This is a genomic window from Microscilla marina ATCC 23134, assembly GCF_000169175.1.
Classification (GTDB): Bacteria; Bacteroidota; Bacteroidia; order Cytophagales; family Microscillaceae; genus Microscilla; species Microscilla marina.
Window position 1 is genome coordinate 83,732 of the sequence record NZ_AAWS01000014.1, and the last position, 18,290, is coordinate 102,021.

The following is an 18,290-nucleotide window of genomic DNA, read 5'->3' on the forward strand; positions in this document are numbered from 1 at the left end:
TGTTTATGGCAGGTTTTGACTAAAAGTTAACAGCAGCAACCTAAAAAAGAGCAAAAGGTATTGATTGATGCCTTATTGAAAATGTCTATTTTGCAATAATTATGACACAGCCATCTCAATTGACCATTTTAGGGGGAGGACCTGCCGGGCTGGCAGTGGGGTTTTATGCCCAAAAACAATCTTTAGATTTTACTTTATACGAAGCAAGCCATCAGACAGGGGGTAACTGTATTACTTTGAGTCACGGAGGGTTTCGGTTTGATTCGGGGGCGCACCGGTTTCACGCCAAAGACCCTGAGACTACCCAAGACCTACTAGAACTCATGGGAGAACGCATGCCTCAAATTCATGCTCCCAGCCAGATTTACAGCCAACAAAAGCTGGTTGACTTTCCGCTCACCCCGCTTAACCTGGTACATAACCTGGGAGTAAAAGAATTGGCCAAAGCAAGTTGGCAGTTTATCAAAAGCAAATTACAGGCTTTGCCAAAAACTGCTGGGGTAAGCTTTGAAGAGTTAGCAGTGCAGACTTATGGTAAAACAATTGCCCAGCGGTTTTTGCTCAACTACAGCGAAAAACTATGGGGGCTGCCCCCGGCACAACTTTCGCCCGAAGTGGCAGGCAAAAGGTTGTCTGGATTGAATTTACGTACTTTTATCAAAGAAGCATTGCAAGGCAATAAAGCCAAAACCGAGCACATAGATGGCAGTTTTTATTACCCGGTGTCGGGGATAGGAGAAATATTTGAACGAATGGAGGTGGCTTGCGGAAAGAAGCATGTACACAAAAACTCGCCCATTACCCGGATTTATCATCATAACGGGCGCATTACAGCTATAGAAGTCAATCATCAGGAAAAAATAACGATTCATTCCGGGGCACAAGTAGTGAGCACCTTGCCCTTAAATATCTTTTTGCAAATACTTGAGCCCAAAGCGTCCACAGAAATATTGGCTTTGACCCGCGCTATTCGGTTTCAGCACTTGATGCTGGTAGGAATATTTTTGAACAAACCTTTGGTTACACCCAATGCAAGCCTTTATTTTCCTGACAATGACCTGGTTTTTACCAGAGTAGTAGAACCCCGCAACCGAAGCATAGCCATGGCTCCGGCAGGCAAAACCTCTTTGATTGCCGAAATACCTTACAACGAAAGTAGCCCTTTGGGGCAGTGGAGTAAAGAAGACTTCGTTGCCAAAACTTGCCGTGGTTTGGTGAGTACAGGTTTGATTACTGCCGCCGATATCATAGATACTACTACTTATGCGATCAAGTATGCTTACCCAGTATTGGCATTGGATTACCCTCAAAAAATAGCTAAAATCAATGCCTACCTTCAACACTTCACCAATCTGCATTTATCGGGGCGAGGGGGTAAGTTTGTATATGGGCACATTCATGATATGATGCGTTACGGCAAAGACATTGTGCAGCAAATGAGTTAGCCTGCCCCCCTGAGTGTATTGCCAGCAACCCTACCCATCAAAAGTAGCTACTTGTAATGTTAACAAGTGTTGACTCACTGATTACCATTCTGTTTTTATAATCATACTATTTAAAATTACAAAATATTATGGGTGTTTAGAGCCTTTTAAGGGGTGTTTTATGTTTTTTTTGATAAAAAATACAAAATACCTATCCGTTGGATTTTACCACTAGAGTATATAATAACAGACGCTTAAAAAAAGTATTCAATACAAATAAATCACATTGAAAGCTTTACCTGTATATCGTGATAATTGTCAATGTTTTGACAGTCACGGATTGCTACTTGTATAAGGCATAGATGATTTAATATGACTTAAGTTGTTGTTTTGATCGTTTTGTTTCTCTTGTGAGTGTAATTGTTAAAGGTGGGTGGTGGAGTAGCGTGTATAAAATTTTGTTTTTTTAGTTAAAAATCACATAGGTGATCTTATTTATGAAAGATCACTAAGTACTTTTAATTAGTTTAATCAGCATCATTATGAAAGGGCAACTATTTCTTCACATTGCATCACTTTTAACTACAAAAGTGCCCGAATTGCAACAAATAGACGTAGATCGTGGGCAATTAGATCAGGCTGATTTGACAGGATTGAGTTTTCCGTTGGCGCTCATTGGCTTTGGAGAAACCAATTACCAGGACGAAGGACAAGGTTTACAATATGGCGAAAGCATTGTAGACATACATGTGGTACAGCAGCACGCCGATCTGAACACAACAACACCTGCCCAGGCAACCATTGCCACTCTTTTAGATTTTCCCAACAAAGTGTATCTGGCACTGCAAGATGCAGGCTCCAGTAGTTTTTTCAACTTTACTCGCTTGAGAGAGCAAGCCAATCAGGTACGTGATGGTTTGATGATAGACGTATTACAGTTTGTAACTACGATCAATGACGATACCAAGCGCGTAGAAAATGAACTTGGGCGTACCGAAGTACCAGAGGCTACCACCCAAATAAATTAAATGGATTTAGATTAATAATACTCTTACATTATGCAAAGACCTAGTTTAATTGTTAAAAAAGAAGTAACCACCATTGGTGCTGCTGCTTTGCAGGATGGCACTAGTTTGCTGGTGGTTTCTGCCCCAGCTGCTTATGCCGCCCTGGTGAATGAAAACGAATTTGTATCGCTTAAAGGGGCAGAAGCCGCAGGCATTACTGCTGCCAACGATATTGCCCAGAAAGCCCTTGTGTGGGAGCATGTCAAAGATTTCTTTGCTTTGGCAAGCGGTACCCCTCTTCATGTGTTGTTAGTACCACAAACTGCTACAGGTGCCGACTCCACGTTCAAGGACTTGTTTGATGGCATTGCTGGTTTGGCAACACACTATGGAGCACTTAAGACTTACCTACAAACACAAGGAGGTGATATTAAGTTGGTTGGGGTGGCAGTGAATCCAGCAGATGGTGTGAGTGAAGCTGATACTACAAGCATTAGTGCCGATTTGGAGGCTGCCATTACGCATGCGCATACGTTTGCCAATGGGGAATTTGAAGAGCACCGCCCAGTGGAGATTATTTTAGAAAACCGAAAGTTTACCGGAACCGCTACTGCTGCGACCGATTTGCGTGCCAAAAATGCAGGCAATGTAATGGTGGTGAGTAGCCGGGACAAAAACCGCCGACTGGCACTGGAAAAAGATGTGGATGAGAACCCACTGATTCCAAGCGCAGTACATTATGCTGCAGTAGGGCTTGCCTTGGGCAAAGCGGCCAGCATTCAGGTAAACCAAAATATTGGGCGTTTGACGGTTCCTCCTTTGTTTCAAACCAAAGATAACTTGCCAGTAGAAGAGGTGGAGTTTTCGGGAGCACAAAGTTTGAATGCGTTTGATAAAGCATCATTGGATATGTTGCATAACAAAGGGTACACTTTTATAGATCGTTATGCGGGCTATGCAGGCTTTTACTTTGTAAACGATAATACCTGCGAAGATGCTACCAAAAGCAATAGCCGTTTGTCGTTGAACCGGGTAGCAAACAAGGCTGCTCGCATTACCCGTGCCACTTTCCTTAATTTTTTGAAAGCCACCATTCAAGTAGATGGTAATACTGGGCAACTTTTGGCTTCAGTAGTAGAGCGTTTCAAAGATGTGATTACTCGTGCCATTACTGAGGAAATGCTACAGCATCCTGATCCTGCACGTTTGCCCGAAATATCAAGCGTAGAAATCAATATTGACCCTACCCAAAATGTACTATCTACCAAAAAGGTAGTCATTAATCAGTCTATTGTTCCTACTGGAAGTGTAGACGTAATCGAAACCATTATTTCATTGGATAACCCTAGTTAATTAAAGCCATGGCAGAATATAATGTAAATAGAATAGAAGTAAGTATGTTTGGTGAAAGTCCTTTTTATGGCATACGTGAGATGAGCTATGACATGGAAATGGAAAAAAATCATTTGCATGTTGTAGGGCAGGCACACCCTTATTCTACTCAGTACAGCAATAAGAAGTTTACTGGGAAAGTCACAGTTATACATTCTGAGTTTGTAAATAAGATTCAGGAAAAAGTGCCTAAAGGGCTTTCGGTGCTTGATCTGAAACCGTTTGACATAAGTATTGTATATATGCCAGATCATACTGGCATACAGACAACAGATAAGTGGATTGGGGTAGAAGTTACCAAAACTGCGAAGAAGTTTGCGGCTGGTGATGGAGTAGAGGCCATAGAGATGGAGGTAATAATGTTAAATGTGATAGAACACGTCAAATAAGAGTAAAAAAGGATCACAGTCGCTGACTGTGATCTTTTAATAAAACTATCTTCAATAACCATAGATGGTGCGCACTTACATTAATGTACAAGGTGAGTTGGTCATCGGTTATAATTATACATTTTTAAATTTTGAGACATGACGAAAAATAAAGTAACTCAAGAAGAGATAAACTTGAACAATGTAGTAGATGTAAATGATGAAGTTTATTTTGAATTGGAAGATAAGTATGGGCGCATTACCTCTATTATAGTAAACGACCCCGAAACCGGGATGCAATCCGGGGAGTTTTTGTTTAAATCGCCTACCAACTTTGTGATAAAAATGGCGAACCAGGCCATTATCAAAGACGAAGACATAGGAAAGTACAACGACGTGATCATCAATAACTGTTCTTTAAATGGCTTAGATTTGATCAAAGAAAACGAAGACGTGCGCCGGGCCATTCACGACAAGGTAAAAATGATCATTACCCCATTGGAGGCTACTATGGGAAAGCGCAGGCAACGGCCAAAAGACTCGTAGGTAGCAACCCTTACCTTCAGGCTTCTGCCATTATTATGCGCATCTTTCGGGGTGCGTATAAACAAACCGATTTAGACGCACTCGAAGACCATGATTTTTGGGTTTTATACGAACAAGCCGTTTGGATTTTAGAGCAAGAGAATAAGTAAAGCTTTTTTTATGAATATATCACACTTAAAAAATGTTTTGAATACTTATAAAAATGTAAATCAAAAAATTGATGAGCATAAAAAACGACTTTCGGAGATAAATCCCAAGGTGCAGGAATTAAAAAAAGACATAGAGTCTTGGGGTAAAGTAACTCAAAAGACCTTTGCGCATTTTCAATTTGATAACTTAAACAAAGAAGTTAAAAAACTTGATCGAAATCTAAAAAGCCTTGAGACTGCAAAAAATGTCAAAGATAGGTTTCCTACGACCCAACTGGGTAAATACAACAAACAGCTCAAGGATATTCAAGCCTTAAGAAACAAGAGTAAATCTGGGAAAAGTAATGGATATGTAAAAGGATATGATAAACAAATTGCACAAATCAATCGCTTAATTAAAAAGGAAGAAATGCTCAAGCTTCTTTTGACCTCTCGAAAGCAAATGAAGTCGCAGGATTCAAATGCAGATTTTACCAAATTAGATCAACAGATAGGCACAGTTAGTAAGAGCTTAAATAGGTTAAAAAAACAGAATGTTTATCAAGGTTTGAGTAAAGGTATACAAAAAACATTTACCCCGCTTGATCAACTTGAAAAAAAGCTGACAAACCTGGAAAAAGCTAGAAATAAAGCTTTTTCTGCGACACAAATCAAACATTATAATACTCAAATAGCCAAGACTCAAAAAAGTATTGATGGGATAAAGAAGTTGCAGGGTACGTTTTATACAAATGAGCAAAAAGTAGCTGCAAAAGAAAAACTTCATGGTCAAGTGGCTCAGGGCGTCACATTTCTCAAGTCGGCTGTATCAGAAGCAGCTAAGTATAGCGATAAAATGGTAGAGGTAGCCCATGCCACAGGCATGTCTCAAAAATCGCTGCGAGAATTGCAAAAGATACATACGCGTACCTCAGACAGTGCTTTGTTGGATATGATGAAGCAATCCACTGCCATTCCTGATACTATGAGGGTAAAGTTTGTTCAAGTAGCAGATAAAATTCAGTCTACGATGGGCAATATATTTGGGGCAAGTCCTAATGCTTTGGCAGGAACCATGCAAAATATGTTTCGCAACCTGAGCCCTGATCAGGCTGTAGGAATGGATGTGGCTAAGTTCACCGAAAAAATTGCTTCATCTATGCTGGTTTTGCGCAAACAAGGTGCAAGTGCTACCAACTTGTTTGAAATGCTCAAAAGCACTCAATCATTAGGAAAGTTAGCCCCTGCCAATCATCAGCTTTTGGCTATGGCTGCTACCCTTGAAGGAGTAGGTATAAAGGCACCACAAGCTTCTGCTGCTTTGACTAAAATAATGCATGGCATAGCTGCCAATCGCAAAAATTTTGCAGGTTTTTTGGGCAAAACGCCTGAAGGTTTAGAAAAATTGAAATCAGGGGAGGTATTACAAGCATTGATAGAGAAATTATCTACTCTTAAGAGCCCTCAGGCTGCTTTAAGGCAATTAATGTCTCTCGGTATTAAAGGGAAAGGCTCTGCTGATGCCATTAAGGTGCTTACTCAACTGATTCAGAAGTCAGGTGATTATCAATCTCATTTGCTGGCACTTAAGCAGGATTTAGGTGGAGTTACGGCGCTAACAAAAGCCTACAATGATGTGAATAACTCTTTGGGAGGCAAAATGGCTATAGCAAGCAAGTCATTTGTACGATTGCAAGTAGCCATAGGAGGGATGTTGGCTCCAGCTGTAGAGTGGCTGGCAATAAAATTTGAACAACTGGCGGCTTTTTTACAAACTAACTGGGGTGCTATCAAGCCTATATTGTTGGGAGTAGCATTTGCTATTGGCATATTATACATGAATATGTTAAGGTTGAAATTAGCTTTGCTGCCTACCATGGCACCTATATTATTTTTAGCCACAGGCTTTGGGATGTTGATAGCAGCAGTGCGTACGGGCAACCCTGTGCTGTTTTTAGCATCGGTGTTGTTTTTAGTTTTGACCCGAAGAATTTGGATGCAAGTATTTGGCATAAATGCTTTGGGCATGGCACAAATGATAGCAGCGGTGAGATCCTTCTCATTTATAAAAATCTGGAAGCTACTCAATACTGTGATGAATAATAATCCAATTTTACGAGTAGTAATGATTCTTTCTCTCTTGATAGCAGCAGTACAATGGGCTTATAAAGAGTTTGACTGGTTTAGAGAGATTGTAGATGGCTTTTTTGCTCTTCTTAAGCCAGTCATCAGTTTGATTGGAGGTCTCTTTAGTGGTTTTTTCTCTATGCTTACTAGTGGGTTCAGAAAGACAGGCGAGCAAATGAATGTTTTGGGAAATAAAAAAGATATGCTAAACAAAAAATTCAGCACTCCCACTGCTTACAATGTAAATGTAAATGGAGAACAGATGTCTATTGATAAAAAGATGGATGCTTTTGCGCAAAAACGACGAATTGAAGAGAAAGGAATAAGGGATCGCAATGGACAAAAGGTTCGTGGTAACCAACAAATTTTGGGTAAATACTACATTACTAACGAGGAGATTTTGAGGCGGCTACTAGCTTACGAAAAAGTATATCTAGGTACTGAAGATAAAAAAGCACTGCATACAAAAATTAGCCAAGTGGATAGAGCTCCAAGAGCTATGAGTTTTAATGAGGCGCAGGCTAAAAAGTTTTTAGAGGATAAAAACGTGTTGGAAAAAAAGAAAATAGCTCCGAAGGATAGAACGATTGATAGCGTGCAAATTCCAGCAAAGGAAAAACAACGTTTATTGGATCAAATGTATGCCCACAACGCTAAAGTGCGCAAAGCAGCTCAAAAAGGAATGGGAGGATTTTCGGGAACTTTTCACCAAGATAGCAAAGAAAACAAAAAACTTCAAGGAGGTCTACAGCAAGTATCGGCTAGTGGAGTAAAAGAAAAAAACTATCATATTAAGATTGGTAGTTTCGTAGATGGAGATTTTGTAGTGAAATCCGAAAATATAGAAACTGGCACTCAACAAACCTATGATAAGTTTTTGGAAATGTTTATGAGAGTAGTTAACAATGCACAACAATCTTAAATATTATGGCATTATTCGATCAACAAAAATTTTTGAACTTTTATGGCTTTGTTCCCAGTGTGTTGGGGGTAGACCAATACTTGGATGTACATGGGACTGTTATTAAAGCCGCAAACCGAATATCGGGAGCTGCAGGTGCTGAGATTACTAAAAGGTTGGATAGCAGACCAGAAAATCCGCTCAAGAAATCTACTAATACAACTCAAAATGCTTCGGTATTTGATCTTACCTTGGGTGAGGGAAGAGAAAAAGGCGATGCTTACACCTTTAATCCTCCACCTGTTATATCTGTAAATCTTAAGAAGAATGTAATCACAACAAAAGTAGCTGGTTCGGCTCGCCCACCTGTGGTAGAAATGATTGGACACGATGTTTTTAAGATAAAAATACAAGGATACATAGAGAATACAAAAAAACATAAAATCAACTATCAACCTAATCAGTTGACTCAGCTACAAAACGCACTGAATTTAGTAGAGACTAACTACGGAGAATTGTATGTTCGGGATGATCAATTTCCAATAGATAAACTCGATGAATTATACCAATTATTTGCAAAAAATGAAGCATTGCCTGTAAAGTGTAAGTTATTGAGCAAGTTAGGAATAGGTTCTATTGTTATTACGGAAATATCTGATATAACGTATTATCCTACTGCTTTTACTTACTCATTTAATGCTATTGCGGATGAGCATAAAGAAATATTGGTTTTGGAAAAATAAAATCAGGTATGGCTTATATTAACAAAGTAAAGATAACGATTGCTGAGAAATACCAAATAAGATCAGTGAATAGTATAAAAATACAGAGCAATTGGAAAAATATTGCTGAAACCTGTGAAGTGAAAATACCTAACCTTGAGAAATATCTCAACAGGATAGGAAGCAAAACTTTTAAGGCGGGGGATAAGGTGAAAGTAGAGCTGAGTATGGCTACTAGTTTTAATAACGATAATTTTAATCCCGAATTTGAAGGTTACATTGATCGGGTACAGTTCTCTACTCCCTTTACTTTATTTTGTGAAAACGAAGCTTATATCTGGAAACGAAAACCAAGTATTACTAAATTTTACAAAGAAATTACCATCAATGATTTGCTCAAGGAATTGTTTGGCGACGCAGTAGTACTTACTGAATCTATACCCAAACTTACCTTGCAAAAATTTAAAATTGAGGGAGCAACTCCCTATAAAGTTATAAAAGAACTTAAAAAAAGTTATTTTATAACAGCTTATTTTAGAGGAAATAAACTATTGGTAGGTAGTGATTATGTAACTGAATTGAATACCCCTACCCATGTTTATCATTTGGATGGTGATCGAGGGAATATTGTAAAAGAGAACCTTCTGTTTAGAAGCAAAGATACGATTAAGTTGAAGGCTAAAGCTGTGTCTATACTGAGAAATGGTAAAAAAATAGAAGTGTCAGTAGGTGATCCAGATGGCGAAGAGAGAACCTTACACTTCAAATACATAGAGGATGAAAAAGTATTGAAAAAATTAGCCAAAGCTAAATTAGAAAAACTTAAGCAAGATACTTTAGAAGGAGCCATTGAAACATTTGGTTTGCCTTATGTAAAGCATAGTCATTTGGCTAAACTCAAAAGTGTAAAATATGGGCAAAAAAATGGAACTTTTTTTATTGATGGAGTGGACACAAGTTTTAGTACAGAAGGCTTTAGAAGAAATGTGAAATTGGGTAAGTTAATGATACTGGATGATTTGCTTCCCAGAGGGGAGAGTGGATTTGTGGATTCTTTGCCTGAAAACATTCCTTCAATCATTGACAATGACTCAACTCCTGATTTTACCTAGTTAAAAAGACATAGCCATGAGAATATATACTGAAGATGAAGTAGCGGATCAATTAAAAGACTTGGTGGATGATAGAACTCTTGTACAAGGACAGAAGGCCGAAGTAGTAAGCGTAAATATGGCAGAAATGGAGTGTATAGTAAAACTACTAGCCAATGATATGAAAATAGAAGGAGTAAACTTAAAAGCACATATTGTAAATCAGGATAACTCAATTAACCCAAATGGTTTTATTCTGATACCTAAAGTAAAAAGTATTGTACTGGTTAGCCTAATGGAAGACACTCAACGAACCAGAATGAATTCGGCAGACTATTACATCTCCATGTACTCTGACATAGACGAAGTACAACTGGTACAAAACGAGGAAGAAATTCTCAAAATTGATAATGAAGGCAATGTCACCTTGCACCAAGGCGAAAACAAAGGCTTGATAAAAATTGAGAGTTTGGTAGAAAAACTTAACGCCTTAGAACAAAAAGTGAATGATTTGATCACCGATTATAAAGGACATAATCACCAGTATATAGATACTACATCAACAACAACTGCTAATTCTATCACTACTAGTTTTGAGTCACCCCCAAGCATAGGCAACTTGACCGAAACCCAGGTGACAGACCTAGAAAACGACAAAGTAAAACACTGACAATATAACTTAATACAATGAAAGACTTACTCTTGGACGAAAACTTTGACATTACTAACCAAATAGGCGAAGCCACCGACCAAACCACCGAAATAGTGGTGATGAGTCACAAAGGTTCTTTTAAACAGTACCCCTCCATAGGAGTCAATGCCCTAGATTTTATGAAAGGAGAGGTACGTTTGAATGCCTTGGAAAGTAAAATAAAACTTGAGCTGGCAGTAGACGGAGCCCAAATAACCGCAGCTGACTTTAGAAACCTTCCATTTAAAATAGAAGCACGATGGCAATCATAAATATCAAAGTACAAGACCGCCAAACCCTGCTCGATGTAGCCGTTCAATACCTGGGCGATGCTACCGGAGCCATCAAGCTGGCAATGCTCAACGACTTGGCACTGACCGAAGACCTGAGGGCTGGGCAAATATTACGGGTAGATACTGAGCAGGTAATTAACCCAAAAGTCGTCAGCTATTTACGCGAAAAAGATGTAATCCCTGTGACTGATTAAACCTTACAACTATGGCAAGAACTATTGAAGAAATTGAAGCCGAAATACTGACGGCTAAAAGTAGTGACGAAACACTGAATACCATTGATACCTCTTCCCGGTTTAGTGTATGGGGAGCCATTGTATATGTAATGGCTTTTGTGATTTTTACCTTAGAGCAACTCATTGATGTTTTTAAAACGGAAGTATACACTGCCATAGAAGCAAAACGCCCAGGTACTTTGCAGTGGTATGTAGACCAGGCGCAGGCTTTTCAGTTAGATGACTTGCTTGACCCAAAAACGCTGAAATATGATGAGGTGGAGGTAAATAAGCAAATTGTGCATCATGCTTCTGCTGAAGAAAATATTTTGGGAGGAGTCACCCTTAAAATTACCAAAAAAGAGGATGTATTGTCTAGCGACGAGTTAGAAAAATTTAAGGTGTATATGGAACAAGTCAAGTTTGCTGGCACCCAGATAAGTTATGTGAGTATTTCGTCTGATGTGCTCACGTTGATTGCGCAAGTATATTATAATAAACTTGCCAACGAAGAGGTAGTCCGTACCAAGATAAATGATACAATCAATGCTTACCTGGAAGAAATAGGGTTTAATGGAACTTTTAAAACCAATGACTTAATTGCAAAATTGAGAAACTTGCCCGAAATAGACGATTTGCTAATGAACGAAGTAAGTGTGACTCAGAATGAGCAGACCAAGCTGGTTACACTGAGCTACAGTGCGGCCAGTGGTCGTTTTCAGTACGATGCTTCTGCTTCTAATATTCAACTTTTGACTGACTTACCCACTTAAATTTTACGCTGAATGAAATACGAAGTAGATATACCAAAGCTTGCTGGTTGGCTTTTACCCCCATTTTTACGCAAGCCCCGTCTATTGGCGTTCATAAAGGCACTCACCACTCCTTTGTACAACCGACACCGTAATTTTATCGCCGAGCAGCAAGTAATGTTAAGTGAGGTAAGACTTACTGGGCAAACCGGAGTGCTAGAGTATTTTCTCAATGAAAAATTTGACCCTGCCGAAAAACGAATTAGAATCATCCATGCAGACTCTACTGCCATTATAATCAGCGATGCCCGCAACCTGGTATTGTCAGATGTAGAGGCAAAGGCATTGGTAGTAAAAGATGATGCTGATATTGATACAACCGTAGATTTTTTTATCAAAATCCCCAACGATCTTGCTAAAAAGTACCAAACAATTATCAACAACGAAGAAGGAAATAATCATCCCTGGGTGTTAAGCGATAGTGCTGCTACCTCGTTGAGCGATGCCAATCCTTTGAGCTTGTATGCTTTGCTGGATGGTTACCAACCTTTGATCATAAGCGATGAAACACCATTCATCCTCTATGATTTAGATGACATCAGTACTACCAGACAAATACGTGGTATGGTAGATAAGTACAAGACTAGTGGCAAAACTTATAATCTGAATACCTAAAAACTTTATACCTATGAATAGATTAGAATTTAAGTCGGGTGGTCAGCCCTTCTTGAACCGTGATTTTAAATTCCAGTTTGATCAATTGTTCAAGTCTATTGAAGATCAATACAAAGGAAAAGGCGCTTTTGTCCTTTCTGGTTGCGAAACCTCAGGAACTTCCATCAGTGCTGGGTTGGTGTATATTGATGGTAAAATACTGGAGTTTGACCAAGTGTCTGGTATCACTTTTCCTTCTTATATCAAACAATCTGCTCCGGTGCAACATGAAGAACGTTTCTTTGTAGAAGATGCTGCCAACAAAACCACCCGGATCAATTATCACGCAGAACTGGTGACATCGCCACCTACAGAGGGCGAACACATTACTGTGTCTGATACTGCCCCCATTAGAACGTTGAAAACAATCATGAATGAACCAAGTGACCCTGTACATGTGGTAGGCTCACCAGGAGAGCCCAGCTTTCAAAATGGTTGGCTAGTTTCTGGGGCAGAGGTATATTTTTACAAAGACAGAGGGCGAGTGTATATAGGGGGAGGAGTGAGAGGTGGAACTGCCGATCAGGCTATATTTACTTTACCCGAAGAGTATAGACCACTTTTAGTAGGTAGTGCAGCACGGTTTGGTGTGGTAGGAATGGCTAATGGAGGCGCCCATATTACGGGGTATGTAACCATTGGTACAAATGGTGAAGTAAGCTGTAACCTGACCACCTCGGTTTGGCTTATCCTGGAGGGTATTTCATTTAGAGCCCCCTAAGAAAAGTAAAGTTTGTTCCTGGGTTTTATTGAAGAGTCAATGGTTTGAACTTCGTGAAGAATACCAAAAATTTAGCTAATTAAAACTTAAAAAATATAACCTCAATGAATAGATTAGAATTTAAATCTGGAGGGCAACCTGTTTTTAATCGTGACTTCAGGTTACAGTTTGAAAACCTCTATAAAGCCATTGAAGACCAATACAAAAACCAGGGAGCTTTTATTCTGTCTGGTTGCGAAGTAGCGGGCTCGTCTATAAGCCCTGGATTGGTGTATATAGACGGTAAAATACTTGAGTTTGCCGGGAAAACAGAGGTAAGCTTTCCTGCTTATTTACGCATGGCTTCTCCTGTATACCATGAAGAGCGTATGTTTGTAGAAGATGCTGCCAATAAAACTACCCGAGTCAATTATTTTGCTGATTTGGCGGGCATCCCTCCTGCAAGTGGCGAATACATTGTGGTAGAGAGCCAGGGAGGTACAAGGGTGCTGACGCCAGTAGTAATGGAAAGTAATTATAAAGAAATTACACTTGCTACCTCTAGTTTTAATGGTTGGCTTAAGTATCGAAAAGTAGGAGCTCAGGTAGAACTACACATGAAGGTAACCTATACGGGTGACCCCGGAACAAACCATCAGTTTCACACATTGGAAGCAGCTTATCGCCCTAGAGAAAAAGTGTTAGTACCTGCCATGGTGTTTTATCCTGTTAATGGGTATACTGATATGCTGGTAGATATGGCGGTGATAGATTTAGAGGGATCTATGAATACTTATCATAATCGTAGCATAGATGATATCTTAGAGATACATTGTTTTTATGCTTACATGTAAATTGAGTTATAAGATACCTTAGAGAGGTTGATTCACTTTTAGAATCAGTTCAATGAGAAGGCAAACAACCATGTTTGTCTTTTTTTATTCGAGATTTTTCCTTTGATAATGAGGGTGTTAAGTGTTATGTGTGAAAAAAATAAAAAAAAGTGATAAAAAAATATCCATCGAGCCCCTTGCTCTTAAGTATATAATAACAAAAGGAAAAAACAACTCCTTTTTCAACCCAAAAGTGATCAGACCAGGGAAAGAGTGATCAACCCAAAAAAGAAATGAAAACAAAAAAGAATAGAAGTGGTCAAACCACCAAGGAAAGGTAGGTGATCAGATCAGGAAAGAGGGATCAGTTCCAAAAAGAAATGGAAGAAAAAGGGAATGGACGTGGTCAAACCACCAAGGAAATACGAGGGATTAATCCAATAACAAGTGATCAACCCCAGGGAAAGGTAGGTGATCAGACCAGGAAAGAGGGATCAAACGGGTTTGGAAAGCTCGAGGTGATACAGACCTAGGAAAATACAGCGATCAAATGATAAATGATTGTGAAAAATAGATATAAGATAAGTCACAAGATCAGACGAAACCGTGGATCGGGTGATAAAGAATAGGTAATCAAGAGAAATAGTGATCAAGTTTATGTAGAGTATATAGGTGATTCATATAGTTTTAAGCATTGGTAGAATAACAGCAATTGTTTAAAACTTGTGAAAGTAAGGTGATCAACAGATCATCTCTCACAAATAATAAATAATTTCAAAAAGCTTTGACTATTAAGAGTCAAGGCTTTTTTTATGCCCTAAACTTTATACTAATTTGGCGCTGAGCAAGATTTCTCCAACAACTTTCTAAAATTGCCTTTCCAATCATTGTCATATCAGGCTTACTTTTTTATCTTAGGAATGGTGTAAAAATAAAGTTCTATAGTAACGCCAAAATATTTTGTTGTTAGGAGAGGCAGGGCAATATCCAGTGGATGTTGAGCCAGCCCTGCGGGACGGCGTCATAGCAGCGCTACGGTAAGTTTTTTTAACGCATTCTGTCAGCGAAAGATGAGGTTAAAAATGTAAATTTATTTTGGTACTATTCCTTAGTGATCTGGAAAAAATAAGATGTGCCAATTTAAGAAAATATATTGTTCTCAGACGATTCAAAAAAAACGGTGCATAGCCAAAGCTATGAGGCTTTTTTTTTTGAGAAGAATGAGGGCAATAGATACACTTTAATGGCTCAAATTATTTATGAAAGATCACTATGAATAGAACTCATCTCGACTTTTAATAATGAGCGGCAAATCGTTCATTTTGTCCATTGACTTCAAGTACTTAGTCAACTATTTTTGTCTTGATGCTTAAACCAATACTCTGCAGTGATTTTAGTCAAAGTTGTTTGCTGGTTATCAGTTATTGATGAATTTAAAAACTATTTAATTGGGTGTTTCGGTTTTACGCCTAAACACTTTTAAAAATAAAGTGAGTACGCAATCTTAATATAAAATACTGGGTTACAGCATTTAACAAGGTGAACGTTTACTCAAATCAGCTATGGACTTCCATCTGCCTATTTTATAAGCCGCTAATAATCAACGTCCTATAAAATCGGTAAGTTGCTTGTAGAGCAGCGTCAAACTTGAAGCACCGATATACATCGGTATCTAAGGACTTGTCGCTTAAAGCTTGCCCCTGCAGGCGCTATGGACTATTGTTAAGGTTAGCCCGATAATATTACGAATGAAGGCATTTTATGATTTTTTTATCAGTGATTTTCGCATAAAAGACAGCCAGCGAATTAGAAAGAACCCCAAACTGCTGCTGCACTTTTGTGTAATAGCCGCCTTGTTTTGTGGGGTTTATGCTATAGTATGCCTGTCGATTGGTTTTGTGCCAGCCGTGTATGCAAACCTGAGTTTATTTGTATTGTTTGTAGCCTGCATTTTTTTATACAAAACCACCATTTCTTTTCATCATCTCAGCCAGGTTTTTTTAATTATTTGTTTCACTGGGTTGATCGCATTTATATACCTGTCGGGTGGCATAGCGTCAGTGGCACTCTCCTGGATCTGTTTTATTCCCATTACAGCTATTTTGTTAATAGATCTCAGGCAAGGCGTTGTCTGGCTTGGCTTAGGAATATTGGTTATTTTGGGGTTTGCCATGGCAGGTACATTGCCCAATCAACTGCCCAAACAAGGGCACACACTCTATAGTGTGATGCTAAATACAGGGCTGGCTTGTATGATTACCTGGCTTACCAGCATTTTTGTGCAGATCAAAGAAAAAAGCCAGCAGGTGATCCAGGCACAAAACCTTGAATTAAAGATTCAAAAAGAGGAAATGCAGGTGCAAAACGAAGAGTTAGTGCAGCAAAAAGAAGAAGTGGTGAGCCAGCGGGACTTTATCGAGAAGAAAAACCAGGAAATGAAATTTTTGAATAATAAATTGGGCAGTAGCGAGCGTGTATTGCGAAAAGCGGTGAAATCTTTAAGAGAATCTCAACAAAAAATAAGTAATAAAAACGAAGTGCTCGAACAACGCGACCGGTTTATTCAAAAAAGTATTCGTTCGGCAGTAACGATTCAGGAAACCTTATTGCCCCACCCTCAAAAACTAAATGAGTTGCTGCGTGACTATTTTGTTATTTATTATCCTAAAGACAAAGTATCGGGTGACTTTTACTGGCTAAACAAGGTAGGGTGTCATACTATACTGGTGGTGAGCGATTGTACCGGACACGGTATTCCGGGGGCTTTCATGACAATGATTGGCAACACTTTGCTTGATAAGATTGTCAGCACCGAAAAAATCACCAGCCCTGCGGCTATACTTGATGCCTTACACACTGAAATACAGTTGGTATTGCGCCAAAAAGAAACTCAAGATATCAATGGAATGGATGCTACTATTGTAAGCCTTGAGCAAGCAAATGGTGCCCTCACCCGGTTGACATTTGCTGGAGCAAAAAACTCACTGTTTTATTTGCCTAAAGGCGAATTGTTATTGTGTGAACTGAAAGGAGCACGCAAATCGTTGGGGGGCATACAAAACGAAAATAAACAGTTTGTGAACCACGTACTGAATCTGGCTCCCGAAAGCCTGATTTATTTGGGGTCAGACGGACTGCAAGACCAAAATGATGTACATAGAAAAAAGTTTGGCAAAGACCGTCTGATCAGGATGTTAAATCAAATAGCCTTGCTGCCATTGTCGGGGCAAAAAGAGAAAATAGAAGAAGCCTTACACCAGCAAATGATCAATACCACTCAGCGTGACGATATTTTGTGGTTGGGCATACGCATATAAAAGTGAATAATATTTGTGTGAAGGTAAACAGTAACTAATATTTTACTATGATGGATGTACAAACCTACCAAGATCAATTCGTTGAATTTCGATCTTCACTTAGCTCTTATATATACCGTTTGGTGGCACACCACCAAAACACCGAAGACATAGTGCAGGAGGCTTACGTCAAGGCTTTTCAGCACTTGGCAAAGTTTAGAGGTGAGTCTTCTTTCAAGACGTGGGTTTTTGCCATTGCTACCAATCTTGCCAAAGATTTTCTAAAAAAAGAGCAGCGTTGGCAAGAAGACTATCAGGACCGATGCCGCGAAGCCACTTATGCTTCTCAAGAGATTCAACAAACTATGGCAGACATTGCCCAAAACTCAACTTATGGTCAATTTGTATTGCGAGAACACATAGACTATTGCTTTACTTGTATAAGCAAAACCCTGATGTTGGAAGAACAGGTTTGTGTGATTTTAAAAGAAGTATATGCCTTTAAAGTGCGTGAAATTGAAGTGATTATGGAATTGAGCGAGGGACAGGTAAAGTATGGATTAGCCAATGCCCGCGCTCGTTTGCGCCATATTTTTGATAACCGTTGTTCACTCATTAATAAAAATGGCGCCTGCCATCAGTGTTCTGAACTGAACGGGATGTTTAACCCCAAGCAAGTATTTGCGGCAGAGGCTAACAAAATAGAGATGGTGAAAGCACAAGACAAAGCAAACCATGAACAATTGCTCAATTTAAGACTACAGCTCATACAAAGCATAGACCCTATCAATGCCCAAGGATTTGACTTGCACAATTATATGTTAGAAAATATGCCTCATCATGTAAAATAAATGGGTTGATTATTAAGCACTTATGGAAAATAGGGCATTTTTTCTCAATTTTTCATCCGTTTTTAGCAGGCAAAAAGTCTAAGAGGTAATACAGAAAGGCAACTGCGTTTGTTGCCTCATTTTATACTTTGAAGTCATCTCGATTTTTTTTGATGAAAATGGTTGCTTTGGTTCGATAACGATGAAATTTTGTGAAGCATAGCAGCGCTACGGGGCTAAAAAATATCGAAGCTATTGGA

The 18,290-nt window shown here is 39.0% G+C and carries 17 protein-coding genes; all 17 read left to right on the forward strand.

Features of this window, described 5'->3' with window-relative positions; translation table 11 throughout:
* Window positions 1-101 precede the first annotated feature (101 nt).
* Window positions 102-1,445, forward strand: coding sequence for a protoporphyrinogen/coproporphyrinogen oxidase (locus tag M23134_RS14780; protein WP_002697460.1), 1,344 nt, complete (start codon window positions 102-104; stop codon window positions 1,443-1,445).
* 521 nt (window positions 1,446-1,966) lie between these two features.
* Window positions 1,967-2,452, forward strand: coding sequence for a hypothetical protein (locus M23134_RS14785; protein ID WP_002697461.1), 486 nt, complete (start codon window positions 1,967-1,969; stop codon window positions 2,450-2,452).
* A 30-nt stretch (window positions 2,453-2,482) separates the two neighbouring features.
* On the forward strand, window positions 2,483-3,784 hold the full coding sequence (locus tag M23134_RS14790) for a DUF2586 family protein (RefSeq protein ID WP_002697462.1): 1,302 nt from the start codon (window positions 2,483-2,485) through the stop codon (window positions 3,782-3,784).
* An 8-nt stretch (window positions 3,785-3,792) separates the two neighbouring features.
* Entirely contained in the window at window positions 3,793-4,212 is a 420-nt protein-coding gene (locus M23134_RS14795; protein WP_002697463.1) for a hypothetical protein, read from the forward strand.
* A 138-nt stretch (window positions 4,213-4,350) separates the two neighbouring features.
* Window positions 4,351-4,737, forward strand: coding sequence for a hypothetical protein (locus M23134_RS14800; protein ID WP_002697464.1), 387 nt, complete (start codon window positions 4,351-4,353; stop codon window positions 4,735-4,737).
* Window positions 4,738-4,896: 159 nt separating this feature from the next.
* Window positions 4,897-7,914: a phage tail tape measure protein gene (locus M23134_RS14805; protein ID WP_002697466.1), complete on the forward strand. Its 3,018-nt coding sequence runs from the start codon at window positions 4,897-4,899 to the stop codon at window positions 7,912-7,914.
* Between the two features lie 5 nt (window positions 7,915-7,919).
* Window positions 7,920-8,636: a DUF6046 domain-containing protein gene (locus M23134_RS14810; RefSeq protein ID WP_002697467.1), complete on the forward strand. Its 717-nt coding sequence runs from the start codon at window positions 7,920-7,922 to the stop codon at window positions 8,634-8,636.
* Between the two features lie 8 nt (window positions 8,637-8,644).
* Window positions 8,645-9,727: a hypothetical protein gene (locus M23134_RS14815; protein WP_002697468.1), complete on the forward strand. Its 1,083-nt coding sequence runs from the start codon at window positions 8,645-8,647 to the stop codon at window positions 9,725-9,727.
* Between the two features lie 16 nt (window positions 9,728-9,743).
* Complete coding sequence (locus M23134_RS14820) at window positions 9,744-10,376, forward strand: hypothetical protein (protein WP_002697469.1); 633 nt, start codon at window positions 9,744-9,746, stop codon at window positions 10,374-10,376.
* Window positions 10,377-10,393: 17 nt separating this feature from the next.
* Window positions 10,394-10,669: a hypothetical protein gene (locus M23134_RS14825; protein ID WP_002697470.1), complete on the forward strand. Its 276-nt coding sequence runs from the start codon at window positions 10,394-10,396 to the stop codon at window positions 10,667-10,669.
* A complete protein-coding gene (locus M23134_RS14830) occupies window positions 10,657-10,884 on the forward strand; it encodes a hypothetical protein (RefSeq protein ID WP_002697471.1) in 228 nt (75 codons plus the stop codon). Before M23134_RS14825 ends, M23134_RS14830 begins: the two co-directional genes overlap by 13 nt.
* An 11-nt stretch (window positions 10,885-10,895) precedes the next feature.
* Complete coding sequence (locus tag M23134_RS14835) at window positions 10,896-11,678, forward strand: hypothetical protein (protein WP_002697472.1); 783 nt, start codon at window positions 10,896-10,898, stop codon at window positions 11,676-11,678.
* Between the two features lie 12 nt (window positions 11,679-11,690).
* Window positions 11,691-12,332: a hypothetical protein gene (locus tag M23134_RS14840; protein ID WP_045113626.1), complete on the forward strand. Its 642-nt coding sequence runs from the start codon at window positions 11,691-11,693 to the stop codon at window positions 12,330-12,332.
* A gap of 13 nt (window positions 12,333-12,345) precedes the next feature.
* A complete protein-coding gene (locus M23134_RS14845) occupies window positions 12,346-13,092 on the forward strand; it encodes a hypothetical protein (RefSeq protein WP_002697475.1) in 747 nt (248 codons plus the stop codon).
* A gap of 104 nt (window positions 13,093-13,196) precedes the next feature.
* Entirely contained in the window at window positions 13,197-13,925 is a 729-nt protein-coding gene (locus M23134_RS14850; RefSeq protein ID WP_002697476.1) for a hypothetical protein, read from the forward strand.
* 1,727 nt (window positions 13,926-15,652) lie between these two features.
* On the forward strand, window positions 15,653-17,221 hold the full coding sequence (locus M23134_RS14855) for a PP2C family protein-serine/threonine phosphatase (protein ID WP_002697479.1): 1,569 nt from the start codon (window positions 15,653-15,655) through the stop codon (window positions 17,219-17,221).
* Window positions 17,222-17,268: 47 nt separating this feature from the next.
* Window positions 17,269-18,051, forward strand: a complete 783-nt coding sequence (locus M23134_RS14860) for an RNA polymerase sigma factor (protein ID WP_157558491.1) — start codon at window positions 17,269-17,271, stop codon at window positions 18,049-18,051.
* Window positions 18,052-18,290: the final 239 nt, after the last annotated feature.